This is a genomic window from Syntrophotalea carbinolica DSM 2380 (genome assembly GCF_000012885.1).
Taxonomy (GTDB): Bacteria; Desulfobacterota; Desulfuromonadia; order Desulfuromonadales; family Syntrophotaleaceae; genus Syntrophotalea; species Syntrophotalea carbinolica.
The window spans coordinates 1,569,755-1,594,640 of record NC_007498.2 but is presented as its reverse complement, the minus strand read 5'-3'; the positions used below and the strand labels follow the sequence as shown (position 1 = coordinate 1,594,640).

Annotated in this window: 19 protein-coding genes and 1 pseudogene; 12 read left to right on the top strand and 8 right to left on the bottom strand. The window is 51.8% G+C overall.

All coding sequences use genetic code 11. The annotated features are described in order from the left end of the window. Window positions 1-33: 33 nt before the first annotated feature. Entirely contained in the window at window positions 34-447 is a 414-nt protein-coding gene (locus PCAR_RS19235) for a GFA family protein (protein WP_011341087.1), read from the bottom strand. A gap of 275 nt (window positions 448-722) precedes the next feature. On the opposite strand from PCAR_RS19235, the gene PCAR_RS07665 reads away from it, so the two are divergent. Both PCAR_RS07665 and ettA read left to right on the top strand, forming a co-directional pair. Then, window positions 723-842 (top strand): entericidin A/B family lipoprotein, encoded by a 120-nt coding sequence (locus PCAR_RS07665; protein ID WP_011341086.1) that lies wholly within the window; start codon window positions 723-725, stop codon window positions 840-842. Between the two features lie 180 nt (window positions 843-1,022). Then, window positions 1,023-2,708 carry an energy-dependent translational throttle protein EttA gene (ettA, locus tag PCAR_RS07660; protein WP_011341085.1) on the top strand — a complete coding sequence of 562 codons (1,686 nt, stop codon included), beginning with the start codon at window positions 1,023-1,025 and terminating at the stop codon, window positions 2,706-2,708. Between the two features lie 256 nt (window positions 2,709-2,964). On the opposite strand, the gene PCAR_RS07655 is transcribed toward ettA, so the two are convergent. Then, window positions 2,965-4,386 (bottom strand): FAD-binding oxidoreductase, encoded by a 1,422-nt coding sequence (locus PCAR_RS07655; RefSeq protein ID WP_011341084.1) that lies wholly within the window; start codon window positions 4,384-4,386, stop codon window positions 2,965-2,967. Window positions 4,387-4,778: 392 nt separating this feature from the next. Here PCAR_RS07655 and PCAR_RS07650 point away from each other — a divergent pair, with 392 nt between their 5' ends. Genes PCAR_RS07650 through PCAR_RS07640 form a run of 3 tightly spaced genes read left to right on the top strand, consistent with a single transcriptional unit; the run spans window position 4,779 to window position 5,807 of the window. Beyond that, window positions 4,779-5,027, top strand: a complete 249-nt coding sequence (locus PCAR_RS07650) for a hypothetical protein (RefSeq protein ID WP_011341083.1) — start codon at window positions 4,779-4,781, stop codon at window positions 5,025-5,027. A 40-nt stretch (window positions 5,028-5,067) separates the two neighbouring features. Next, complete coding sequence (locus PCAR_RS07645) at window positions 5,068-5,367, top strand: hypothetical protein (protein ID WP_011341082.1); 300 nt, start codon at window positions 5,068-5,070, stop codon at window positions 5,365-5,367. A gap of 2 nt (window positions 5,368-5,369) precedes the next feature. Continuing rightward, window positions 5,370-5,807 carry a macro domain-containing protein gene (locus PCAR_RS07640; protein ID WP_011341081.1) on the top strand — a complete coding sequence of 146 codons (438 nt, stop codon included), beginning with the start codon at window positions 5,370-5,372 and terminating at the stop codon, window positions 5,805-5,807. Window positions 5,808-5,886: 79 nt separating this feature from the next. On the opposite strand, the gene PCAR_RS07635 is transcribed toward PCAR_RS07640, so the two are convergent. Next, the gene (locus PCAR_RS07635; RefSeq protein ID WP_011341080.1) at window positions 5,887-6,882 is read right to left on the bottom strand and encodes a YhdH/YhfP family quinone oxidoreductase; all 996 of its coding nucleotides are present in this window, start codon (window positions 6,880-6,882) and stop codon (window positions 5,887-5,889) included. A 443-nt stretch (window positions 6,883-7,325) separates the two neighbouring features. Between PCAR_RS07635 and PCAR_RS17780 the strand changes: the two genes are divergently transcribed. Both PCAR_RS17780 and PCAR_RS07625 read left to right on the top strand, forming a co-directional pair. Beyond that, on the top strand, window positions 7,326-9,560 hold the full coding sequence (locus PCAR_RS17780; protein WP_011341079.1) for a methyl-accepting chemotaxis protein: 2,235 nt from the start codon (window positions 7,326-7,328) through the stop codon (window positions 9,558-9,560). 520 nt (window positions 9,561-10,080) lie between these two features. Then, window positions 10,081-12,801, top strand: a complete 2,721-nt coding sequence (locus tag PCAR_RS07625) for a cation-transporting P-type ATPase (RefSeq protein WP_011341078.1) — start codon at window positions 10,081-10,083, stop codon at window positions 12,799-12,801. 640 nt (window positions 12,802-13,441) lie between these two features. Here the strand turns inward: PCAR_RS07625 and PCAR_RS07620 are convergent. Continuing rightward, complete coding sequence (locus PCAR_RS07620) at window positions 13,442-13,855, bottom strand: phosphate-starvation-inducible PsiE family protein (RefSeq protein WP_011341077.1); 414 nt, start codon at window positions 13,853-13,855, stop codon at window positions 13,442-13,444. A gap of 330 nt (window positions 13,856-14,185) precedes the next feature. On the opposite strand from PCAR_RS07620, the gene PCAR_RS07615 reads away from it, so the two are divergent. The 3 genes and pseudogenes from PCAR_RS07615 to PCAR_RS19230 form a co-directional block, all read left to right on the top strand. Then, window positions 14,186-14,494 carry a transposase gene (locus PCAR_RS07615; RefSeq protein WP_011340233.1) on the top strand — a complete coding sequence of 103 codons (309 nt, stop codon included), beginning with the start codon at window positions 14,186-14,188 and terminating at the stop codon, window positions 14,492-14,494. Window positions 14,495-14,505: 11 nt separating this feature from the next. After that, window positions 14,506-15,516 (top strand): IS3 family transposase, encoded by a 1,011-nt coding sequence (locus PCAR_RS07610; RefSeq protein WP_011341076.1) that lies wholly within the window; start codon window positions 14,506-14,508, stop codon window positions 15,514-15,516. 18 nt (window positions 15,517-15,534) lie between these two features. Continuing rightward, a pseudogene (locus tag PCAR_RS19230) lies at window positions 15,535-15,871 on the top strand (fasciclin domain-containing protein); the annotation flags it as partial. Window positions 15,872-16,025: 154 nt separating this feature from the next. Here PCAR_RS19230 and PCAR_RS07600 read toward each other — a convergent pair. Beyond that, complete coding sequence (locus PCAR_RS07600; RefSeq protein WP_011341075.1) at window positions 16,026-16,661, bottom strand: SOUL family heme-binding protein; 636 nt, start codon at window positions 16,659-16,661, stop codon at window positions 16,026-16,028. Between the two features lie 76 nt (window positions 16,662-16,737). On the opposite strand from PCAR_RS07600, the gene PCAR_RS07590 reads away from it, so the two are divergent. Together PCAR_RS07590 and uvsE are read left to right on the top strand one after the other, a co-directional pair. After that, window positions 16,738-17,885, top strand: a protein-coding gene (locus tag PCAR_RS07590; RefSeq protein WP_148204318.1) for an IS3-like element ISPca2 family transposase whose coding sequence is annotated in 2 segments (ribosomal slippage) — window positions 16,738-16,975 and window positions 16,975-17,885 — 1,149 coding nt in all. Because the reading frame shifts where the segments join, the coding sequence is not laid out codon by codon here. 124 nt (window positions 17,886-18,009) lie between these two features. After that, window positions 18,010-18,930, top strand: a complete 921-nt coding sequence (uvsE, locus tag PCAR_RS07585; RefSeq protein WP_011341073.1) for a UV DNA damage repair endonuclease UvsE — start codon at window positions 18,010-18,012, stop codon at window positions 18,928-18,930. A 207-nt stretch (window positions 18,931-19,137) separates the two neighbouring features. On the opposite strand, the gene PCAR_RS07580 is transcribed toward uvsE, so the two are convergent. The 3 genes from PCAR_RS07580 to PCAR_RS17775 form a co-directional block, all read right to left on the bottom strand. Continuing rightward, the gene (locus PCAR_RS07580) at window positions 19,138-19,500 is read right to left on the bottom strand and encodes a DoxX family protein (protein WP_011341072.1); all 363 of its coding nucleotides are present in this window, start codon (window positions 19,498-19,500) and stop codon (window positions 19,138-19,140) included. A 59-nt stretch (window positions 19,501-19,559) separates the two neighbouring features. Next, a complete protein-coding gene (locus PCAR_RS07575) occupies window positions 19,560-20,687 on the bottom strand; it encodes an ADP-ribosylglycohydrolase family protein (RefSeq protein WP_011341071.1) in 1,128 nt (375 codons plus the stop codon). A 309-nt stretch (window positions 20,688-20,996) separates the two neighbouring features. Continuing rightward, the gene (locus tag PCAR_RS17775; protein ID WP_011341070.1) at window positions 20,997-24,821 is read right to left on the bottom strand and encodes an EAL domain-containing protein; all 3,825 of its coding nucleotides are present in this window, start codon (window positions 24,819-24,821) and stop codon (window positions 20,997-20,999) included. Window positions 24,822-24,886 lie beyond the last annotated feature (65 nt).

Sequence of the window (24,886 nt, the reverse complement as noted above, 5' to 3'; positions counted from 1 at the left end):
AGTGTCCCAAGCTGAAAACCACACCCACAGCTCCTAGCGAGGCGGCAAGCCCTGGGAATGATCGTTGGTTTCGTCCTGCAGGGGCACCCATGGCAACTTGCTCTCACAGAAAATATTATCCGTTGGTTTAAAGTCTTCAGGATGGTCCAGAGCACCCACGGGCACAATCATCAGGCCGGGATATTTTTTATTTTGGTTGTAAATGGGGGTACCACAGACCCTGCAGAAGTATTTATCGACATTATCGGTAACGGCATACCGGGACAGCTCATCGCCACCTTCACTGAGCGCAAAGTCATCTTGCGCAACCGCAACATAGGTGGAAAAAGCTCCACCATTGAGTTTTCGGCATGTCCTGCAATGGCAATTGATGGTGCTATGTTTGGCTGTATTCAAAGTAAATTTCACCAACCCGCAACTACAGGAACCGTTAAAAATATCGGACATCCTATCACCTCCCCAGTAACCTCATTGTTTTTTGAGCGGCCATCGCCCTTGCTGTAAACACGATGCAAGGTTGATAAATCCCAAGCAGATATGTATGCCTGCAAGCGGCATTTTCGATCTTGAGTCCTATCCAAGTATACCCTGACTTTTACCTGGAGCTTTGACTATGCTGCTTGGGAAGTATTTTTGTGTTGAAATTTAGGTGGTTCTCGACCTATCCTCTGAAAAAATGATGCTGTGGATTGAAGCCACTTGTAAATTGAATGGAGGAAACCATGAAAAAACTGACAATTTTACTTTTACTGGTCATGGCACTGAGTGCCTGCAACACCCTCTCGGGCATGGGCAAGGATATCGAACAAGCCGGTGAGGCCATTCAGAGAAAAGCCAATTGACCTGTTAACTTTGGTGGATCGTTTACCTAAGCAGCTTATAGGCGAGTTTTTGTCCTCTACCAGTCACCCCGCCATCGCACACCGGCCTTTTACAGGCGCGACTGCGCTGGCTTCCAGTAAGTCACAGCGACCAGTTAATCACCTACCGCTGAATACCTATCACAGCAGGAGTAGATTTTTATGAGCGACGACGGCCGCAAGGTCATCTATTCGATGATCAGGGTCAGTAAGCACCACAACAAAAAACCGATTCTCAAGGATATTTCGCTATCCTATTTCTACGGCGCCAAGATCGGCGTACTGGGCCTGAACGGCGCGGGCAAAAGTTCGCTGCTGCGCATACTGGCCGGCGTGGATAAGAATTTCGAGGGCGAAACCATCCTGTCTCCCGGCTTCACCGTCGGGTTTCTCGAGCAGGAACCGCAACTCGAAGCCGGCAAAACCGTGCGCCAGATCGTTGAAGAAGGCGTGCAGGAAACCGTCGATCTGGTTAACGAGTTCAACGATATCAACATGAAATTCGCCGAGCCGATGTCCGATGACGAGATGAACGATCTCATCGCGCGGCAGGGCGAAGTGCAGGAAAAACTCGACCACCTCGACGCATGGGATCTGGACAGCCGCCTGGAGCAAGCCATGGATGCGCTGCGCTGTCCGCCCGGCGACACCTTGGTCGACGTGCTGTCCGGTGGCGAACGCCGTAGGGTGGCCCTATGCCGTCTGCTGCTGAAAAAACCGGATATCCTGTTGCTTGACGAACCGACCAACCACCTCGATGCCGAGACCGTGGCCTGGTTGGAGCAGCATCTGCAACGCTACGCCGGCACCGTCATCGCCGTAACTCATGACCGTTACTTTCTGGATAACGTGGCCGGCTGGATCCTGGAACTGGATCGCGGACACGGCATCCCCTGGAAGGGCAATTATTCCTCGTGGCTGGAACAGAAGCAGGAACGCCTGCGTCAGGAGGAAAAACAGGAAAGCGCCCGCCAGAAGACCCTGCAGCGGGAACTCGAATGGATCCGTATGTCGCCCAAGGGACGTCATGCCAAGGGGCAGGCGCGCATCAATTCTTACGAGCAGCTACTCGGCCAACAGAACCAGGAAAAACAGCGGGACATGGAACTCTTTATTCCACCTGGACCGCGACTGGGCGATATTGTTATCGAGGCGGACAAGGTCAATAAAGGTTACGGCGACCGCCTGCTGGTAGAAGAAATGAGCTTCCATCTGCCGCCGGGCGGCATTGTCGGCATTATCGGCCCCAACGGCGCCGGTAAAACCACCCTGTTCCGCATGATCACGGGCCAGGAGCAGCCGGACAGCGGATCTATCCGCCTGGGCGACACCGTCAAACTGGCCTATGTCGATCAGAGCCGCGATGCCCTCGATGCGGAAAAATCGATTTGGGAAGAGATTGCCGACGGGCAGGAGATCATTGAGCTGGGCGACCGCACCATGAACAGCCGTGCCTATGTGTCGCGGTTCAACTTCAACGGCGATCAGCAGCAGAAAAAAGTCGGCGTACTCTCCGGCGGTGAACGCAACCGCGTGCACCTGGCCAAAATGCTGCGCAGCGAATCCAACGTGCTGCTGCTTGACGAACCGACCAACGATCTGGACGTCAACACCATGCGTGCCCTGGAAGAAGCGTTGGAGAACTACGCCGGTTGTGCGGTAGTTATCAGCCATGACCGCTGGTTCCTCGACCGCATCGCCACCCATATCCTGGCCTTTGAGGGCGACAGCCAGACAGTCTGGTTCGAGGGCAACTGGTCCGAATACGAAGAAGACCGCCGCAAACGCCTCGGCGCTGCGGCCGACCAGCCCCACCGCATCAAATACCGTCCCCTCACCCGCGCTTAACACCAACGGGGCAGCGGTTTTTAGCCGCTGCCCCGTCGCGTAACATCAGTCGCTTGTCGCTTGTCCCTTGTCCCTTGTCCCTTGTCCCTTGTCACTTGTCACTTGTCCCTTGTCACTTGTCACTTGTCACTTGTCACTTGTCACTTGTCACTTGTCACTTGTCACTTGTCACCAGTCACCAGTCACCAGTCACCAGTCACCAGTCACCAGTCACCAATGACCAATAACTAATGACCAATGACCATTCCATACCAACTCACGGTTTAATATTGAAACTTCCCCGCCAGACGTTATCGGGATCGCAAAACCGCTTGATCTTGCGCAATCGGGCAAAGTTTTTATCGTAGCATCCCTTCACCAGCTGCTCCTGCCTTCCTGCGGCACCGGGAAAATTGAGATAGACTCCAGCCCGTGACATTGGTCGCAAAGCATCGACGAAATCGGCCACCCAGCCGATATTCGCATCAGCGTCCTCCCGATCTTCCCAATTGGCCTCCACCGCCACCATAAACCTGCAGTCACGCTTATCGAAAGGCGTATCACAGGCATCGACCCGGTTCATGGCACCGCCCAGGGCCCAGATATTCACCGAAGACAGGGGCGAAACACTTCTTCCGGCATGCTCGACGATCCGGTCGATGGTCTCGGATTCGAGATCGTTGAAAAACATGGAATCCCAATAGTAACAGCGCCCCGCCGGATAATCCTTATCGAACATGCGTTGCACGCCGAGATGAAAATCCATAGGGCCGGAGAAATCGGCTATCGGCGTCGACCACTCCCGCAAAGGGCGAAGGATCTCTTCCCCTCTTTCAAAAGGCCCAGTATAGCACGCCAAAAAAGCTACCACGGGCAAGCGTTCTCCCTTCCCTTCAACCGACGACAACGATCGACTGCGCAATACGCAAAAACTGCTTAATTCGGGCGGTGCTCCAGCCATGAATTCCCGCCAGAAGCCGATGGCCTTTTGGGCTTCGGCAAAAGGATACAGGACGGCGGCGAACCACACCTGGGGCGGCACGGGTCGCAGACGGTATTCAAAGGCTGTTACGACCCCGAAATTTCCGCCGCCACCGCGCAGAGCCCAGAACAGATCGGCATTTTCATCGGAGCTGGCAACAACCTTCTCCCCTTCGGCGGTTATCACCTCGATACGCAGAATATTATCGATGGTCAGCCCTTCCCTCCGTAACAGCCACCCCATGCCGCCATGGAGAGTCAATCCGGCGATCCCGGTCCTGCTGACCACGCCGACGGGCACGGCAAACCCGTATGGCCGGGTGACCTCGTCGACATCCCCCAGTCGGGCTCCGGCCTGAACATGGACCGAAGGAAGAGCATGGTTGATCTTCACGCCGTTCATGCGGCCGAGATCGATGACCAGGCCGCCTTCGCAAAGAGACTTGCCGGCAACATTATGCCCCCCGGCCCGCACTGAAACACGCAGATTATGGGCGCGCACGAATTTCACCGTGGCTATGACATCCGCCTCATCGGCGCACCGCACGATCAGTGCCGGCCGGCGATCGATCAGACCATTCCAGATTTTGCGAACGGCTTCATATTCCGGTTCACCGGCAGCGACGATATCCCCCCGCAACCCTCCGGCGAACTCTCGGATAAGTGGTTCGGAAATGGTCGTCCAGGCATCATCCAACGTGGCAATTTTTAAAGGCATTCGTTCCCTTTCTACGGTTTTCCTGCCGCTTCTGTAGTCACTTCGCTTCGAAATTGTGTCCGTGTTTTTCAAAACGGCAGTGGGAATAAATTACTCCCGGCAACGGGTTCAAACACAAAGTTCGAAAGTTACAAGGCCCCACCGAAACCGCACAAACCATTGATATTGTATACTTTTTTGCTTACCTACCGACATCTGTCTACACGGCTCCCGTCCGTGACGCAAGTGGTAAATCGGCAAAATCGTCCGGCAAAACAAAGCCGTTGCAAGCTCTGGCGCGATGTCTGCAATAACTATACATCAACAAAGCCCTGTGACCGGAAAACTCACCGATGAACACATCAGGAAAAGACCTCCGCACCCCGGAGCTCATAGTCAAAAGGAGTCATACCATGTGTACAGTTTCCCCCGAAAACAGTTTAATGAGTGTCGAAGAAGTTGCCCTGGAGCTGGGAACAACTCCCCTAAACATACTGCTTTATATCAAGCGTGGCCAGTTACAGGGTCAGGAAATCGAGGGCAAGTGGTTCGTCGCTTCGGAAAGCCTTTCCGCCCTTAAAGCTACCAGCGACTCCGTCGGCTCGGCTCCCTGCAAATCCTCCTGCGGACACGGTGGCGGATGTGGCGGTGGATGCCACTGATTTGCCTAAAATATAAGCAAATATACACCAGGAGGTATAAATGGGTATAACGGTAAAACCTTCGGATTTATGGTATAAATACGCACGCAAGAAAGAAACCCGGGACCGTCCCCGATTTACGGGGATACCGGACGATCTGCCATTCGATGCCAACAATCTTTACGAAGTCATTCCCATGTTCGAAGCTGTCATGGATGCGGTTGACACGCGAAGCGAACATGTTCTGCGCGAACTGGAAGAGATTCTTAACCGAGGGGTGCCGGGATTTCTGACCCGGCGCGATGAAGTCTACGATTTCTTGTTAGGCTCCATTCGGGAAGTACTGCGCGAGGACTGGTAGCCATGACGGAAATTTTTGGCGACCTGTGGTCCTGGCACGGGCGAGCCATTATTGCCATCACCACCGGCGGGCAGGTCAGTTCCAAAGGTCACTGCTCGATGCCGCGAGGTTGTGCCCGCCAGACCAAAGAGCGTTACCCGGAAATCTCGGCCGTTTTGGGTGAGATGATTCGCAGCCATGGTAACCAGGTCTTCGACCTGGGCCATGGCATCGTATCCTTCCCCGTCGAAAATTCGCCTTTTGAAGTCCCGGATCTGCGTCTTATCGAACGATCCTGCGTGCAACTGAAAGACCTCACCGATCGCAACGCCTGGCCGCTGGTGATCCTGCCCCGGCCAGGTTGCGGAGGAGGAGGCCTTTCATGGAAAGAGGTGCGCCCGGTGCTGGAAAAACACTTGGACGATCGGTTTCGTATTATCACCCTGCCCGAGTGTCGCTAAACAAATCGTTGCACGCCCTCAACCACGTAATGAATCTCCTAGAGCGCCCCCACACCGGCCGCCCCCCTCCCGCACATCTTCACTGTTGCATATTGACCAGTATCCGCCCCTTCAGTTTCCCGGCGAGCATCCGATCGATACATTCATCAAGATCGTCCAGGGTCTTTTCGGTGTACATACCGTCCAAGGCCGCCGGTTTCCAGGCATCGGCCAGTTTTTGCCACAGCCCGATCCTCTGCACCATCGGATAGTTCTGCGAATCGATCCCTACAAGCGACACCCCCCGCAAGATAAAAGGATAAACGGTCAACGCCAGGTCGGCCGAAGCGACGTTGCCACAACAGGTCACCACACCCAGCGGAGCTGTCGTCTTGACAAGGTTCTCCAGCACCGCGCCGCCTACCGTATCGATACACCCGGCCCATTGCACGGGCAACAAAGGACGACCGCTGTGTTCCTGAAATTGCTGGCGAGACACGATCCGGCAGGCCCCCAGTCTCTCTAAAAAAGCCTTTTCTTCTGCCTTGCCGGTCAGTGCCGCCACCCGGTAGCCGAGTTTTGCCAAGATCGCAACACTCATGGAACCGACACCGCCCGTGGCACCGGACACCAATACTTCGCCGTCATCAGGCCGAATATGTTCCGAAAGTTTCCATACGCTGATACCCGCCGTGAATCCGGCCGTACCGAAAAGCATGGCCTCTCGCAGGCTCAAACCATCCGGCGGTTTCAACGCCCAGGCTGCCGGAACGCGAATGTACTCACCAAAACCACCCGCCGTATTCATACCCAGATCGTATCCGGTAACAATAACAGGATCCCCGGGTGCAAAGGCCGGACTTCGAGACTCCTCGACAATCCCTGCGGCATCGATCCCCGGCGTATGGGGGTAGTTTTTTGTGACGCCTTTATGGCCTGTCGCAGATAGGGCATCTTTGTAATTTAGTGAGGAATAAGCCACCCGTACCAACAGCTCTCCTGCCGGCAAATTATCGATATTTCGCGACTGAATGCTGCGAAAATAACGACCATCGGTTTCTTCAACAACCAAAGCTTTATAATTTTTGTCGCTCATCGGCCGCCCCCTTTGAATAATGGATGCTTTTATTATATCGGGTCCGCTGCAAAAGCTTCGGTCCATCCTCTTTCTCCCTCATCGCCGATAGGACCAGGACCTACCAAGCCTCCGTGTGTTGGGCAGTTCCTAATTATGGTCGACTTTTTGACAGATCCGTTACAATATTTACTTTTTTACATCACGTACTTGAAACGTGTATTATTTATAATAAAATATCGTTTCAAATTTATTTAGTCAAAGATTATGCTTATGTTTTTAGTTTAATTCGGCACTTTCAAAACGAGGGTACATAAAATTTATGAAATAAATACTGTTAATTTTTTTCAATAACGTTAAAAAGCTGCGCCGCCAAAAAAACCACGACATGCATATACATAAAAGGCTCCATTACGCCCATCGAACGTCATCAAAACTACTGCAGTCCCTTTGGAGGTAAAACCATGGCCTGGAAGCACATCCGACTAAACGGTAAATTTGCCTTAGGGTTCGGTGTCATCCTGCTCCTGTTAACCGTTATTGCGGGATGGTCCATTATCGGAACGGGTACCATCGTATCCGATGCCGAAGAAGTCATTGCCGGTAACGCGCTGCAAGCGGACATGATTCAGCGGGAAGTCGATCATCTGAACTGGGCACAACAAGTCAATGCCCTGCTCACCGATGAGAATGTCACCCACCTGACCGTGGAAACCGATCCGCACAAATGCGCTTTCGGTCAATGGTATTACGGTGAGGGGCGTAAGCATGCCGAGGAACTGGTTCCCGCACTTAAAAGTGTCCTGGCGCGCATTGAACAACCCCACAGCAAACTTCACCAATCCGCCCTGAAGATTGCCGAGGTCTACCACCAGGCCGATCTATCCCTTCCGACGTTTCTGGCCGAAAAGGAAACGGATCATCTGGCCTGGGCCAATCAGATCATGGCTGTTTTTGCCGACAATCGCTCCAGCCTGGACGTTGAGACAGACCCTCATCAATGCAGCCTTGGAAGATTTCTCGACAGCCCCAGGGCCCGGCAGGCGGCGGCTTCCGACCCGGAGTTAGCCCGTTTACTGAAGGCCATTGAAGAACCCCACATGCAACTTCACCAATCGGCCATGACCATTGCCAAACAACTCAAGGACAGGCCTGCGGCCTATGCAACCTTCCGCGACAAGACCCTGCCTGCTCTATCGGCCACTCAAGCCGTCCTCAAAAATTTGAAACAAAGAGCCGATGAAATGGTAGCCGGCATGAAAAACGCCAATGCCCTTTACGCTTCGCAAACACTCCCCAATTTGAGACAGGTCCAACAGCTATTGCGTGAAACCACCGAAACCAGCAGCAAATACATCATGAGCGATGAGCAGATGCTCGAAGCTGCCAACGCGACCAAAACCGGTATCCTCACCATGGGCCTGATAGCTTTGCCGTTGGGGATATTTTTTGCCTTCATTATTTCCAGAGGCATTATTCTCCCCTTGAAAAAGACCTCTTATATGATCCAGGAGATGGAAAAAGGTCATATCGATATGCGACTTAACCTGGATCGCAAAGATGAAATAGGACAAATGGCCCAAACGATGGATGCGTTTGCCGATAGTCTGGAAGCGGAAATGATCGGTTCTCTGCAGAAACTCGCGAACGGGGATCTGACCTTCAGGGTACAGCCAAGAGATGAAAGAGATGCGGTGCGAGGGAGTTTGCAGAAACTGCAACAGGATCTAAGTCACCTGATCATCGAAATTCAAACCGCCGGAGCACAGATCGCCAGCGGCTCCGTGCAGGTCGCGGACGCCAGTCAGAGCCTCTCCCAGGGCGCGACCGAGTCGGCAGCTTCCGTGGAGCAGATTTCCGCCTCGATGATCGAGATGGCCTCCCAGACCAAACTCAATGCGGAAAATGCCGAACAGGCCAATCAGCTTGTGAACCAATCGCGGTCCTCCGCGGAACAAGGCAACCAACGCATGCAGGAGATGGTTGCCGCCATGGAGGAAATCAACAATTCCAGCCAGGATATTTCCAAAATCATTAAAGTCATCGACGAAATCGCTTTCCAGACCAACCTGTTGGCCCTCAATGCCGCGGTCGAGGCCGCCCGCGCCGGCCAGCACGGCAAAGGTTTTGCGGTCGTAGCCGAAGAGGTTCGCAACCTGGCGGCGCGCAGCGCTCAGGCTGCCAAGGAAACAGCCGTATTGATCGAGGGATCGGTCCGCAAGGTCGAAGACGGTTCGCACATTGCCGCCGAAACCGAATCGGCCCTCAAGGAAATCGTCGAAGGCGTCGTCAAGGCAACCGGACTGGTCAGCGAAATCGCAGCTGCCAGCGGTGAACAGTCCCATGGTATCGACCAGGTCAACCAGGGACTCGGACAGATCGACCAGGTCACCCAGCAGAATACCGCCAATGCCGAAGAAAGCGCTGCAGCCGCTGAAGAGTTGTCCAGCCAGGCCGAACAGCTCAGACGTATGCTGGCCCGCTTCAAAATCAACGAACATACCAGGGACATCGCCCAGTCCGGCCAGCAAGAGTCAAAAGCCAAGCCTTTCATCCCGACTCAAAAAACAGCCGATTTCAAACAAGCGTTGCAGCCTGCGTTGCCTGCGAACAGTGCCAGACAGGATCCCCTCGCAGCCCAAAACCAGGCCCCTTCCGAAGTCATAGCTCTTGACGACGGCGAGTTCGGCAAATACTGATCGATATAACAAAGCGAGCCCCCGCGCACAGATTGTGCAGGGGCTCACTTAACGTGTTAATTATTTCGGCTAGGCCCTTTCGCTATACGGTGCAGGGGCCTTTTTCTTATCCGGAAAAGCTTCAGGTAGTGATCATCCGAGAATAAGGTGCCTCAGAATTGAGAGGTTTGGGGGAAATGCTGAAAAGCATCATAGAATCGATAGACAAACATTCTGCAACAGCAAATAAAACGACTTACCGCCGACCGGAAGAGCCGTCTTATTTTTTGCATGCTGCAGTCCTGAGTTTCAGCGAAATTACAATCTTCCCTACGAAGTTTGCGTCAGGTCCTAACGTTTTTTAATTCTCTTACACAGGTGTCAGACCATGCTCAAGAAGCAATTTGTTATGATTATTGCTAATACCTAACAACGGGTCAGAGACCGCGGCCCTTTGCAAACACCGCTTGGAACCGAACGACTTCCGGTCAGATGCGTTACACTCAAAAACAAGATTTTCCACCCCACTGGAGATAAGTCCATGGAAACTTTAATGTCCGGACACTGGCACCACCTGCCTTCCAAAGAGGTCACCACCCTTTTAGGGTCCAACGAAAGCAAGGGGCTCGATGAATTTGAGGTCGGTCACCGGCAAAACCATTTCGGCCCCAATCGGCTGACCCCCACCAAGGGCAAAAACCCTGTCCTGCTCTTTCTGCAACAGTTTCACCAGCCTCTCATCTATATCCTTTTGGGGGCGACCGCGGTCACCTTTTTGCTTCAGGAATGGGTCGATGGAGGCGTCATCCTGGGGGTGGTCCTGGTTAATGCCGTCATCGGTTTTATTCAGGAGATCAAAGCGCTAAAGGCCATCGAAGCGCTGGCTTTAACGATGGAGGGTAGTGCTACCGTGGTTCGGTCCGGGAAAAAGATGCAGGTGACCGCAGCAGACCTCATTCCCGGCGATCTGGTCCTGTTGCAGTCGGGTGATAAAGTCCCCGCCGACCTGAGACTGCTACGATCAAAGGAATTGCAGATCGACGAATCGGCCTTGACGGGCGAGTCCGTTCCCGTACAAAAAAAACTGCAGGAATTGCCGGTCGAAACAGTCCTGGCCGAACGTTGCAATATGGCTTATTCCTCCACCCTCGTCACATACGGAAATGGCGCCGGCATGGTCGTGGCCATCGGCGACAGCACCGAAATAGGTCGCATCAACGAACTCATCTCCAAAGCCGAAGAACTGGAAACACCGCTGACCCGCAGGATTGCCGATTTCAGCCATATCCTGCTGTGGGTCATTCTGGGATTATCCGTACTGACTTTCCTGGCGGGTATGCTCCATGGCGGCTCGTTACTCGAAAACTTCATGGCCTCTGTCGCCCTGGCGGTCGGTTCTATTCCCGAAGGCCTGCCCGCAGCCATGACCATCATGTTGGCCATCGGCGTGGAAAAGATGGCCCGCCGGAACGCCATCATTCGCAAGATGCCTGCCGTTGAAACCCTCGGCAGCACCACCATCATCTGCTCCGACAAGACAGGCACCCTCACCCAGAATCAAATGACGGTGCAGAAGATAACCGTTGGCGAGCACAGTTTCCAGGTCAACGGCACCGGCTACGCACCCGAAGGGCAGATTCTTCTGAACGGGCAATCGTTCGAGCTGACCGCCCACTCTCAACTCCGCGATTGCCTGCTTGCCGGCCTGCTGTGCAACGACTCCCGCCTGGTACCTAAAGGCGAGCAATGGCATATAGAGGGCGACCCTACCGAGGCGGCGCTCATTGCCGCTGCTGCCAAGGCCGGTCTTATGCAGGACGAACAAGAGCGGCTACTTCCTCGCTGGGATGTCCTGCCCTTCGAGTCGCAGCACCAGTACATGGCCACCCTGCACACTTGTCCGGAAGACGATTGCCAAGTGATTTATCTCAAGGGTTCGATCGAGAGCGTCCTCGACCGCTGCCACCAGAGTTGCGAAACTGCTGACGGTTGCGAGTTCTTCGACAAGCAAGCCGTTCATGCCCAGGCGGAGAAAATGGCTGCTGAAGGGTTGCGGGTTCTGGCTTTCGCCCGCAAGAAAGTTACCGGAGAGGGAATAACCTCGCTGACCCATGAGGATGTCGCCGAAGGGTTGTGCTTTCTCGGTCTGCAAGGCATGATCGACCCGCCCCGGGCCGAGGCGATAACTGCCGTTGACACCTGCCAGCGGGCTGGTATCGAGATCAAGATGATCACCGGCGATCATGCAGTCACCGCTGCGGCCGTGTCACGACAGATCGGTTTAAAGGGGACCGGCAGCGACGATCATCGAGACTATTCCCACACCGGTCGCGAGCTGGCCGATATGAGCGATCAGGAGATCAGACAGGTAGCCCAGGACACCGTGGTCTTTGCCCGGGTAGCCCCTGAACAGAAGCTTCGGTTGGTCGAGGCCCTGCAGGCGGAGGGGCACGTCGTGGCCATGACCGGCGACGGTGTCAACGACGCCCCGGCCCTCAAGAAAGCCGACATCGGTGTCGCCATGGGCAACAGTGGGACCGAGGTTGCCAAGGAGGCGGCCGATATGCTCCTGACCGACGACAACTTCGCCACAATCGAAGCCGCCGTCGAGGAAGGCCGGGCGGTGTTCGACAACCTCATCAAATTCATCACCTGGACCCTGCCAACCAACGCGGGGGAAGGACTGGTCATCCTGGTCGCTATCCTATTTGGTCTGGCGCTTCCAATCACGCCGGTGCAGATCCTGTGGATCAACATGACCACAGCGTTGCTCCTCGGACTGATGCTGGCCTTCGAAAGCAAGGAGCCTGGCATCATGGACCGACCGCCGCGTGAGCCGGACACGCCGGTACTTACGCAGGTGCTCATTGTACGCATCAGCTTGGTTAGCCTCCTGCTGCTGATCTTCTCCTTCAGCCTCTTCGAATGGGCCGAACTGAGCGGCAACAGCCTGGCCAATGCCCGCACCATGGCGGTCAATGTTTTCGTTTTCGGTGAGATGTTTTATCTACTCAATTGCCGTTCACTAACGCACTCCATGTTTCGCCTAGGAGTCTTTTCAAATCGCTGGCTCATATTCGGCATAATAACCATGACCGTCTTGCAGATCATTTTGACATATGTACCGGTCATGAATACCCTGTTCGGCACTGCACCGATCAGCCTGCTGCAGTGGCTCACGATCATCGCCGGCGGGCTTGTGATCTATGTTGTCGTTGGCCTGGAAAAAACCTGGCGGCGCAAGCGAAAAAGAAATCCTTGATCTTAAGCGGTATCAGCCTCTGTCATCGCCATACCTATCCAGCAGAGCCGTTCGTCGGCACCCGGTCATATTCCAACTCCGGGTAGTCAATAATCAGGCCGCTGATCATGCAGTGGCAATGTGGCAGGTCAAAGGCAATTAGGACTTAGGTTGAACTTTGTACTGCCAGATAGAGAAAACAGGCTAAACAGATTCAGAGGCCGACGAAGAGAGCGACCATCTCCAGAGCGTTCAGGGTAATGGTGCCCGAGATGCCAACCGGGCAAGTTTACTCACAAACTAACCGGGCGACTTAGGGACGGGATCTTGAATAAAACCCTGAATATGATAGAACTAACCGTCGGCAGGTGAGTTCTATTCCGTTGAGACTGTAGAAAAATCCTGACTTAAAACTCTCGTGTTCCAAAACACAAAAACCCCCTTCGGTTAGCCAGGAGGGCTTTCCTCATAATGCAGGGTTTAGGAATAAGCAGAAAGATGACCAAAGATCGGTAAATAGGTATTCTGAGACAAAACGCAAGATGGCGTTAGCAGCGTTTTGAGGGTGTTTTTGTATGATTGCTGCAATCTTGGGATCGAAGAGTCTTGGCTGTAAAAGAAATGTTTGTCGATATCTTTCCTAAGCGTTTTATAGCGAAACCTAATCTTTGGTATTCCCTATGCTTTTACGCAGCAGATAAAAGCCGCCCCCCAGTGAAATTATAATTGCTGATATTCCTAAAAGTTTTTCAGGTGACATTTCTTCGTAGTTAAGAATGATGATTTTTCGCGACACGGCCACAAGCGCCACAAGAATAACAATCTCAGCGGTAAACTTTTCATGCTCGAGATATGCCTTAACACTTTCCACCAACTCCAACCCGATTAAAACCATTAGGAAAAAACTGAAAACCTCTATCATCTCATCAATGCTAAGGAGTAAGAATGGCGGTTTCATGAGTTCCTTATACAGGATAATTGCTAGCTCTATCGTGGATACGGCAACTGCAAGCATCATTAAAACCAACAGAATAACCACAGTAGTTTTTTCAAAAGATTTGAATATTTTTTCCATATACCCCCCTGGTAAAAGACAGATAATTACAGAACCCTAGTTTCCTACAAAAGATATCCTGTCCCGTACACGATATTTTAACACTCGCTGCCTTCTTTTCACTTTCCATGCTAATCACCGGCTGTATGCATGGAGACCATGCTGCTGAAAAAGCTGCTGACAAAAGGGTTCACCATACCCAGGACGTTGTCGATTCTGCTGTCGGAACTGGACCATTTAACACGTTAGTGGCGACCGTGAAGGCTGCCGATTTGGTTGAAATGTCTTGGTTCAGCGTGAATTGGAGAATCGCTCCGTTTGAGTTAGACTATGCGAACGGAGAAATTAACCATGCGAAAACAACGTAAAAATTACACCGGCAATGAGAAGGTTGCTATTCTCAAGCGGCATCTTGTCGATCAGATACCGGTCTCGGATCTGTGTGACGAATATCAGCTTCAACCCACGGTTTTCTACCGTTGGCAGAAGGAATTTTTTGAGAACGGCGCTGCCGCATTCGAAAAGAGCAACTCTCGCAAAAAGACCTCTGATGAAAAACGGATCGCTCAACTCGAAGCCAAATTGCAGACCAAAAACGAAGTCCTCTCTGAGTTGATGGAGGAGCACGTTCAGTTAAAAAAAGATCTTGGGGAACTCTAAAAGCGTCCTGGGTGCCCCATGATATTCGCGATGCCGTTATCGATTTTGTCAAACACTGGGCAAAACGCACCGGCATCGCAGTGACGCACATAATCGACTGGCTGGGCCTGGCTGTCAGTAAGTTTTACAACTGGCAGCAGCGCTACGGCAAAGCCAACGAGCACAACGCCTTGATCCCCCGCGATTTCTGGCTGGAAGAAAAGGAGAAGCAGGCGATCATCAAGTTCTATCAGCAGAAGCCCCAGGAGGGCTACCGCCGCTTGACGTTCATGATGCTCGATCAGGATGTTGTTGCCGTCAGCCCCAGCAGCGTCTATCGTGTTCTGAATGCTGCAGGACTACTCAGACGCTGGAACGGCAAACAGTCGAAAAAAGGAACTGGCTTCGTTCAGCCGCTCAAGCCGCACGAACACTGGCATATTGATGTTTCGTACATCAATATTTGCGGCACCTTTTACTATCTATGCTGCCTACTGGACGGTTGTAGCCGCTACATCGTCCACTGGGAGCTACGCGAGGCGATGACCGAAGCAAATGTGGAAATCATCCTCCAACGAGCCCGGGAAAAGCATCCCGCCGCCACCCCGAGGATCATTTCCGACAACGGCCCTCAGTTTATCACCAAGGACTTCAAAGAGTTTATCCGGGTGGCAGGCATGACCCACGTACGGACATCGCCTTACTATCCGCAAAGCAATGGCAAACTGGAGCGTTTCCACGGCACCATCAAGCAGGAATGTATCCGCCCAAAAGTCCCACTGTCGCTTGAAGAGGCCAGAGCACAAGTGGCAGACTATATTCGCTACTACAATGACGAGCGACTGCACAGCGCGCTGGGCTACGTGGCCCCCAAAGTTAAACTGGAAGGCCGCGAAGAACAGATATTCAAAGAACGTGACAGCAAACTCGAAGCAGCGCGAGAGGCAAGAAAACAAAAAAGGCGGCAGGAAAAAATCCGACCTGCCCAACACCATAGGGTCCCGGAAAGGGAGACTTTTAACCCACTAACTCAACAGGGCTGATATTCCAATTCCGACTGAGGCAAAACAGAAACGCTTAAGGGCGAGGGTCCCTTTACCGTCTTTGCTCCCACCGATGAAGCATTTGGCAAGTTGCCAGCAGTTACGTTGGATGATTTACTGAAACCTGAAAACAAGGGCAAGCTGCAGTCTATCCTCACCTACCATGTCGTCCCAGGAAAAGTTATGGCCAAAGATGTTGTGACCTTAACGGAAGCCAAAACCGTTAATGGCCAGAGTTGCCAAATCGGTTATCTCTGGAGAGGTCATGGTTGATAATGCCAAGGTCACTCAAACCGATATCGATTGCACCAACGGTGTAATACATATCATTGACAGTGTCATCTTGCCCAAGTGATCATAGAGGCTGTTGTTTTGCTCGGCTTCTTAGAATTAAGGCTCACCCACAAAAAAGCCTCTGGTCTTTGATCAGAGGCTTTTTTGAGACTAATAGCGCATGCAACGCTTTCCTGTATTTCAGCTTTAAAAAAGAGAAATTGCAAACCTGCCACTTATTCGAGATCTACCATTACCTCGTTTCGCCGCATGAAGGGCGGTGTCCAAGGAGGGTTGTAATAGGCGGCCATAAAAGCCCCCTTGGTTTTGAGTCCGTCGCGCATCAGAAATGAAATCAGTCTTTTACTCTGTTTATCGATAATCTCGTCGCTGGCGTAGCCAGAGAAGCGAATCACCGCCACCCGTCGAGACGCTATCTCGCAGATTTGAATGCCTGGATTTTCGGGCAGAGGGGTCGTTTGCAGCGTATAGTCTGCCGGCAGCACAAACGAAACTACAGAAACATTTTGTTCGCGCAAGCTCAGCACCGGTTTGGTCATGGGGATTTTTTCAGCAGCCCCCCCCTCCTGCAACACCGGAGCGGTCATTTTTATCTTTTGGCTGCCGGCGTTAGCCCCACTAATATAATCGAAGAGCATCCGGAAACCTTCCCGCAAAGGGTCATCGACTCCGGACGGAATACGTGCTTCGGCCAACAGGTACGACTCATATTGGCGGACCTCATAACCGTTGGCCTTCCGCTCCACCTTGTAACCGGGTTCCTTGACTCCCCGCTCAAACCAAACACCGATACCTATCCAGACCAGCATCAACATCGCCATTACCAAGAAGATGTAGACAAGAATTTTCACTACTACCTCCTTTGAATCGCCCCTAGTTTTGTAGACACTCCTGAGGTATAAAAAAATCAGACTTCAGGAGGGACCCATGAGCAGCAAACGTTACACCGAAGAGTTCAAGATCGAAGCCGTCAAGCAAGTCACGGAATGCGGCTATTCCGCTTCCGAAGTTGCCCGGCGTTTGGGTGTGAATGCCCACAGCCTTTACGCCTGGATCAAAAAATACAGCCAAGGCCCGACCCATGCGGCTAAGGTCGATGACCAGCAGGCTGAGATCAACCGCCTTCGCAAGGAGCTCAAGCGCGTCACCGAAGAACGAGACATCCTAAAAAAGGCCACCGCGTACTTCGCCAAAGAGTCCCAGTGAGGTACGCCTTCATCCGGGCGCATCAAGAACAGTTTCCCTTGCGCACCCTTTGCCGCATGATGAGCGTCCATCGCAGCGGTTACTATGCCTGGAGCAAACAGCCCAAGTCCCCTCGGCAAAAGGAGGACAAGCGACTTACGGGACTCATCAAGCAAGCCTGGCTGGAAAGTGGCTGCATCTACGGTTATCGCAAAATCCATGACGACCTTCGGGAACTCGGGGAAACCTGTGGCCGGAATCGGGTAGCCCGCATCATGAAGCAGGCCGGCATCAAGGCCCAGGTCGGATACCGCAAGCCGCGCCCCCAAAACGGCAAAGTCTCTGTTTTGGCCGACAATCACCTCAACCAGAACTTCGAGGCCGGGAAGCCAAATCAGGTTTGGGTTACAGATATCACCTATATCCGCACCTACGAAGGCTGGCTGTTTCTGGCCGTCGTGATCGACCTGTTCAACCGCCAGGTCGTGGGCTGGTCCATGCAGCCACAGATGCATGCCGATCTGGCGCTGAAGGCTCTGCTAATGGCTATGTGGCGACGCAAACCGGAGAACGAGGTCCTGATTCACTCGGACCAAGGCACCCAGTACACCAGCGGCGACTGGCAGAGTTTTTTGAAAGCACACAGGCTGGTTTGCAGCATGAGCCGGCGCGGCAACTGCTACGACAATGCGGTAGCCGAGAGTTTCTTCCAGTTACTAAAACGCGAACGGATCAAACGCAGAATCTACAAAACCCGTGAGGACGCCCGCCGGGATGTCTTCGACTACATAGAAATGTTTTACAACCCGGTCCGCCGCCACGGCAACAACGGCAACCTCTCCCCGGTCGAATTCGAGAGGCAGTATTTTCAGCAGGCCAAGAGTGTCTAACAAACCGGGTTCGATTCACTTTTCTTTTTGCTTCAGTATATCTGAGGCTTGACAAAGGCCGCATGGGTTAGCGGTATGGTAGAATTTCCTAACTAACAACCTTAGCAGACTGGACTAGCTGCCAATGATACGTTTGGGACTTTGCTGCCAATTCAGACAGGCCCCCATACATTTTAAAAGGACAACCGCCAAGGCCCTGAAGAAACTTGACCGTATCGAGCAGTTGAACCGCCTCGATAGGCTCTGCCTTAAAAACGCGCATTCCTTGGTCACGGCAGTGGAGGAAGTCCACCGGCTAGGGATTGGCGCTTTTCGGGTCTGCTCCAACCTGCTACCCCTCTATACCCACCCAGAGGTCGGCTACAGCATCGAAGAACTACCGAACGGGGAAGAGATATATACCAAGCTGACCTCGGTAAAAAAGATCAAAGATAGATATAATTTGCGACTCAGTTTTCACCCCGACCAGTTCACCCTGCTTTCCAGTCCCCGCCCAGAGGTCACCTCTGCCTCCATCAAAGACCTCGAATACCAGGCGATGCTGGCTTCCCTCATCGGTGCCGATGCTATCAACATCCACGGAGGAGGCGCTTACGGCGACAAAAGGAGTGCACTCGCCAGACTCGCGGAACAGGTATCGTTACTTCCCAAAGCTGTCCGCAGTCGTCTGACCTTGGAAAATGACGATCATACCTATACGGTTCAAGATCTTTTTCCGATATGCGAACAGCTTTCTATCCCACTGGTTTACGACGTGCATCACCATCGCTGCAACCCCGATGATCTGTCTTTGGCCGAAGCAACTGAAGCCTGCCTACAGACTTGGCAACAGCACAAGCGCGAACCGCTTTTTCATATTTCGTCGCCGAAACACGGCTGGAACAAAAAGCCGAAACCCCATGCCGATTATATTGATATCGATGATTTTCCCACGGAATGGAAACAGCTCGACGCAACCATCGATGTTGAGGCCAAGGCCAAAGAATTGGCAGTGGTTAAACTGCAGCAAGAACTGGGTTTGCCTCCTTGGCAGGCAGTGTATTGATAAGGGACTTCTTCAAATCTTGCTTAAAAACTTTAAGGGTTGGTTAACGAGTATGACTTTAAATTTAACGCGGGCATACTTCAAAAGCATCGCCGTATTTTTTGCATTTTTTTCATACTGATTTTACCTCCAACCCAAAGGGAAACCCTTGGACGTTGTGCTTCTATCGAGGATTCAGTTTGCGCTGACGACTATTTCCTCAATCACTCACCCGAGGGCCACGATGAGGGACAGCGCCAGCATGCTCATCGCCGGCAAAGATTTTTTTATGGGATCGTTGATCTTCAAATGCATCCCTACGGCTCCGGACATCAGAATGGCTAAACCGAACGCAGCGAACCGGGTTACCGCCGGAACCCAGATGCCCACGATCAGCAGTATCGCCAACATAATTTTCAGCAAACCAATCGTTATCATAAAAACAAAAGGCAAGCCGTAAGCCTCAAACTCTTCTCTCATGTTCTTGGCTGTCCCACCCCGCCATACAGTCTCTTTACCGAAACGGAGCACCCACACGTTGAAAATACCCAAAGCAATGATGAGCTGGCATATTACTTTTAACTGATCCATGTTGCCCCCTTCATTGTTGTAAAAAGAGAAGGTGTCCCGCATCGACTTTCCCGATGATGTCAGGGAGGTGTTATGAGTGCATTTATCTCTGACTCGATGGCTTGATGTTCCAATAATTGCGAAAACCATTCATCGACCGTCCGGCTGGATGCCAGACTGACAATCCCTCCCAGCACAGCCCCACGGTGCGCATTTTCTCCACCCAGGTTGGTATTGGCCAATAGCGCTTCCCTTGGCGCATCAAGGTACTTATAGGCAAGGTAAAGCAGACTGGGCCAGGAATCATTAATATAGCAGGCAGTGGAATATTTACCGCCAACCACTTCCCGATCCGATCGCGCGCGAGCTACCAGGCCTTCTAAATCGATGCCAAGGGTGGTTTGAGCCGCAACCAGGAGATATTGCTGAGGCTGCTCCTCGGGTTTTCGCATCAGCAGGCCAGAGATAAGCGCCACGTAGCCATCGCAAATACGGCCTAGTGAATCATCCGGGTGGGTCAGAAACAAATGCTTTCTACAAACCGCTTTGACCTGCTCCAAATCATAGCCCTGCAGCAATTCGTGGATTGCCAGCGGGCCTATGGTCACTAACCCACCCATGGACGGGGTATCGTGAGTTCGGGCACCGCATTGATTGAGCCGTTTGCCGGCAATAAAATTGGCAAAAAAGCCACGGTGGTAAGATTCGGCATATGTGTCCCGATGCCTGGGGGGATCGGCGGTCATGAAATCGATGTAAGACTTCAAGAAGTGGTCCTGATTGTAACAACCGTTGTTCGTTATGATGGACCGCATCAAAACCCGTGCACAGTGCGCATTCAGCGTATTGTCGCCAGCCTGCATACCATGATGGTAATGCCGGTTGGGCTGATTCCACAGATGCCGACGGCCTTTGAGAATCACCTTGCCGACAACTTCCCGAGTTTCACCGTCTTCTTGATGACCACAGCCTGACCGCCCACCTTGGCGGGTAGAATGGAGTGACATGATCGACGAAGGATGCAATTCAGGGGCGGCTTCAAGCTTTTGGATACCGCCAGGAAATGCGCGTTCAATGTCGTCGGGATTATAATACCAGTGTACCGGCATCGCCAGAGAATCGCCCACAAACAGTGACGCAAGCGCCGCCTTGGCGCGGTTTCGATGCAAGGGAAAAAAGGAAGTATCACTCAATTGCTTGGGTTTCATAGCTCAATTGTAGCAAAGAAGACAAACTCTAAAACACAGAAATCCCGTCCAATTTGCCAGACGGGACTTTCTTATAATTCAGGGTCAGCAAGAATGACCGAATGTTGAACTCTGACGACATTCAAAATCAACAACACAACATATGAGACAGGTTAGGTTCCCATGGTGGGCTCAAGGCGACAATTGCCTTGACAACCGCCACGACAAACATTTTGCTACAACAAATAAGACGACTTGCCACTGGCTGAAACAGGGGGGAGCCGTCTTATTTGTGCATACTGTAATCCTAAGTTTCAGGCGTAAAATATCCTACCAAGGAGGGCATGTTATTGGGATAGCATTCATTTTGTCTTGCTTTAAGTAGTTAGTGTTCTGAGAATTTTTGCATAAGGAGATTTGTTCGGGGGTGGCAATCTTCCCTTTATTGGCCAGAAAAAGAGCGACAAAGTCTTCAGGTGGCAAAGGGCGGCTGAAAAGATATCCCTGAATATAATTACAACCGCAATTGGCTACCAGGGCAAGTTGATCGTTGTTTTCAACGCCTTCAGCTACGGTTTGCAAACCCAGAGTGTGGGCGATAGCGATGATGCTATTGAGGATTGCGGCGCTGCTGGCGTCGCTGGCAATGTCCAAAATGAATGAGCGGTCGATTTTAAGAGAATCCACGGGGAAACTGCGAAGGTAGTTTAAACTTGAATAGCCTGTGCCAAAATCATCCAAGCTTAGACTGACCCCAAGTTGTTTTATTTTGCGCATGGTTCGCTCGGCATTGACGGCATCTTTCATGACCATGCTTTCAGTGAGCTCCAACTCCAGTTGCGAGGGGACCAGTTGAGAACGCTCCAGAGTTGACTTGACCGCCTGGATGAGGTTCTCTCCCTGATAAAACTGTCGGGCCGAGATATTGACGGCCATGGTCAGTGGCGGCAGCCCCTCTGTCTCCCAAATCTTGGACTGACGGCAGGCCTCTGCTAGCACCCAATGACCGATTTGCACAATTAAGCCTGTTTCTTCGGCAAGCGGGATGAATTCACTAGGTGGAATCATTCCCCTCTGCGGATGCCTCCAGCGCAAAAGTGCCTCACATCCGATTATTCGGCCGGTTGCATGTTCCACTTTTGGCTGGTAATACAATTGGAATTCGTTTTTTTCCAAAGCTTGTCGCAAGCTATTTTCCATCTCAAGGGTCTTAATAAGATGTTCGTTCATTTCGTGAGAATAAAAATATAGCCCGCAACCTTCCGCCTTTGCCTTATACATCGCTATATCGGCATTACGAAGCAGTATGGTACCGTCGACGTTGTCGGTTTCCGAAAGACAGATACCAAAGCTGGCACTAACGTAAAGCTCGCGCCCATGGAGAAAAAAAGGTTCATTCAGTTTCCTCAACAGGTTATGGGCGATCTTCCCCGCCGCGGTTGTGTCCCTGACATCAGTCAGCAGCACCACAAATTCGTCTCCACCAAGTCTGGCCACTGTATCGGTGCTGCGAACGTATTGCTTCAGCCGTTGGCCAACAGCCTTCAAAACTTGATCCCCCACTAAGTGACCTAGGCTGTCGTTGATCACTTTGAAACGGTCTAGATCTAAAAGAATTACCGCTACCAGCTTTTTGGATCGTTGTGATTGATGAAGGGCGATCTCTAGATGATCATAGAGCAGAGTCCGGTTGGCCAAGCCGGTCAGCCCGTCGTGAGTCGCCATATATTCCAGGCGTTTTTCGTTCAGCTTTCGCTGGGTGATATCCTCTTTAACTCCAATGAAATTAATGATCTTTCCCGATTCGTCAAAGAGTGGGGAGATGGAGGCGCTCTCCCAAAAGATACTGCCATCTTTACGCTTGTTTTCTAGCTCACCGTACCATTCCTTTCCGGAGGTGATAGTTTTCCAAAGGGAATCGTAGACAGACGGCAAGAGATTCCCCGACTTCAGTATACGCGGATTCTGAGCGATAACCTCCTCCAGAGTATACCCGGTGAGCTGCGTGAATTTGGGATTCACATATTCGATTCTACCTTCAGGGTCAGTGATAACAACTGAAACAGGGCTTTGCTCAATAGCTCGACTTAGCTTTTTTAGCTGGCTTTCCGATTGTTTGCTATCAGTGATGTCGATTAGTAAGCCGTGCAAACACAGTTTGTTTTCGGCATCGCTTTCTATCCTAATAATGTCTCTCACCCAGACAATGCTGCCGTCTTTTTTATAAAATCGATACTCAATAGAATGAGCCTCTTGCTGATTCAATTTTGACAGTTCTTCGCGTGACGCTTTTCCCCAGTCGGCTTCGTGGACTCGATCCAGCCAAAACTGGTTGTCTATCCAATCTTCGGGTTTATACCCGAAAATGCGTTCAACCTGGGGGGCCATGTAAGTCCATTTATTATCGCTAAGGTTATATTCGTAAAGCACCGCTTCGGTGTTTTCGGCTAGTTGTTGGATATTCTTTTTGTTCTTCTGAAGAGTCTGCTGCGTTTCCAGCTGCTCAGTAATGTCCTCTAAAAAGTTTTCGTATTCCCAATTCTGACTACCCTTTTCCGACAATCGTCGGGAGTGCACTCTGCAGGTTGCCAAACTACCATCTTTGCAACGCAGGCTCAGGTTATGGAGGCACCAGGAATTGCTGATGATAACTTTATCCACCATATCTTCCCGGTCTGCAGGATTGGAAAAAATTACCTCCTGAAGGCTGGAGCGACCAATGGTCTCTAAAAGCTCTTGGGAAGAATCGTATTTCAGGATATTGGCCATGGCCGGGTTGGCGCTGATTAGCTTGCCATCCCTGGTGGTGCGAGTAATTCCGAAAGGAGCATGATCGACAATATGGCGGTATTTCTGTTCGGAGACCTGGAGGGATTCCTCGGTAAGCTTTCTCTCTAAAGTGGTCCAGGCAAAATCGGCCAGAAGGGAGGCTGCCTCCGCATCTCTTTGCGTATAAGCTTCTGCTTTGTTCGCCATCCCAAGAACAGCCACAATTTTCTCACCTCGAAATACCGGCACGACCAATTCCCGTACTATCGGAGGGTGTCCCTTTGGCAATCCATTGGCGTGGGGAAGCGAGGCATAGTCGTTGTGGAATACCGCTCTTCGCTCGCGAATGCAATCGACCCAGACACCGGCCTTTTCCAATGGGTAGTGCAGGCCCGCCCCTTCTATGTTGCAGAAATCACTTTTTGTTCTTCTAGACCAAGCTTGTAGAGAAAGGGTTTTCTGGTCATCTTCGAGGAAGTGATAGAACCCCATTCGGCTTTCGGTCAACGCCTCGGCCTCATCCAGCGTAGCTTCCAGAAGTTGGGCGAGGGTGTTGTTGGTTGCAAGTTGCAGGAGACGCATACGTGCCGCCATGACCAACTCGGTCCGCTTGCGTTCATCGATATCGATAATGAACCCTTGGTAGTGGCTGACTTTCCCAGCAGCATCTCGTTCCACAAAGGTTCTTTCATCGACCCAACGGACCTCTTTCTGCTTGGTGATTATCCGGTATTCCGTCTGAAATATCCTCTCGCCGCGATTAATTTGCGCCTGCAATTCCTCTTCTAGTCGATCAAGATCCTTCGGGTGAACCAGCGTTGCATAGGAAAAATCGCCAGACATGAGCTCTTCCTGCGCATAGCCGAATTGAGAAATATTTTTCGATACAGAAACTATCGGCCAACCGTCTTCCGCTTTCCAATGAAATAGCACTGCCGGGCTGTTGTCTACAATCAGGTTGGCTTGGCAAAGTTCCATCTCAAGAAGAGTATTATCTTGCCTGACGCGCCAATGATCCAGAACACGGGCCACCCTGTGCGGCAGTTCCCGAATAGCTTCGGGAGATTTCACAATAAAATCCATCGCCCCGGCCTTCAAGACTTCCATTGCTGCGTCTTCCTTGACTTTTGTCGCCATTACAATGATAGGACAAGGGGCGTCTTCGGGGGGAAGTGTTAAGGTTTCGATGGCGTTTTCATCGTGCAGATCGATGGCTATTAAAACCAAATCAGGGACTTCACCAGCCATAAGCAGATGAGACTTCTGTAGCGTGTCTACCTGCTTAACATTCCAAGATGGGCATGTAGCCAAAAATACATTGCGAATAGCATCGGCATAAGATGGGTCGTTTTCAACAAGCAGTATATTGAGTTGAGCTGAAACCATTACAGGTCCTATTCTTGAGGTTCATGGTGAACTTCTTAAAATGCAAAAACATTTTGGAATTGCGT

Bases quoted from the DNA above. Each gene is read 5' to 3' on its own strand.
- PCAR_RS19235 (WP_011341087.1), bottom strand. From the start codon at position 447: ATGTCCGATATTTTTAACGGTTCCTGTAGTTGCGGGTTGGTGAAATTT.
- PCAR_RS07665 (WP_011341086.1), top strand. From the start codon at position 723: ATGAAAAAACTGACAATTTTACTTTTACTGGTCATGGCACTGAGTGCC.
- ettA (WP_011341085.1), top strand. From the start codon at position 1,023: ATGAGCGACGACGGCCGCAAGGTCATCTATTCGATGATCAGGGTCAGT.
- PCAR_RS07655 (WP_011341084.1), bottom strand. From the start codon at position 4,386: ATGCCTTTAAAAATTGCCACGTTGGATGATGCCTGGACGACCATTTCC.
- PCAR_RS07650 (WP_011341083.1), top strand. From the start codon at position 4,779: ATGTGTACAGTTTCCCCCGAAAACAGTTTAATGAGTGTCGAAGAAGTT.
- PCAR_RS07645 (WP_011341082.1), top strand. From the start codon at position 5,068: ATGGGTATAACGGTAAAACCTTCGGATTTATGGTATAAATACGCACGC.
- PCAR_RS07640 (WP_011341081.1), top strand. From the start codon at position 5,370: ATGACGGAAATTTTTGGCGACCTGTGGTCCTGGCACGGGCGAGCCATT.
- PCAR_RS07635 (WP_011341080.1), bottom strand. From the start codon at position 6,882: ATGAGCGACAAAAATTATAAAGCTTTGGTTGTTGAAGAAACCGATGGT.
- PCAR_RS17780 (WP_011341079.1), top strand. From the start codon at position 7,326: ATGGCCTGGAAGCACATCCGACTAAACGGTAAATTTGCCTTAGGGTTC.
- PCAR_RS07625 (WP_011341078.1), top strand. From the start codon at position 10,081: ATGGAAACTTTAATGTCCGGACACTGGCACCACCTGCCTTCCAAAGAG.
- PCAR_RS07620 (WP_011341077.1), bottom strand. From the start codon at position 13,855: ATGGAAAAAATATTCAAATCTTTTGAAAAAACTACTGTGGTTATTCTG.
- PCAR_RS07615 (WP_011340233.1), top strand. From the start codon at position 14,186: ATGCGAAAACAACGTAAAAATTACACCGGCAATGAGAAGGTTGCTATT.
- uvsE (WP_011341073.1), top strand. From the start codon at position 18,010: ATGATACGTTTGGGACTTTGCTGCCAATTCAGACAGGCCCCCATACAT.
- PCAR_RS07580 (WP_011341072.1), bottom strand. From the start codon at position 19,500: ATGGATCAGTTAAAAGTAATATGCCAGCTCATCATTGCTTTGGGTATT.
- PCAR_RS07575 (WP_011341071.1), bottom strand. From the start codon at position 20,687: ATGAAACCCAAGCAATTGAGTGATACTTCCTTTTTTCCCTTGCATCGA.
- PCAR_RS17775 (WP_011341070.1), bottom strand. From the start codon at position 24,821: ATGGTTTCAGCTCAACTCAATATACTGCTTGTTGAAAACGACCCATCT.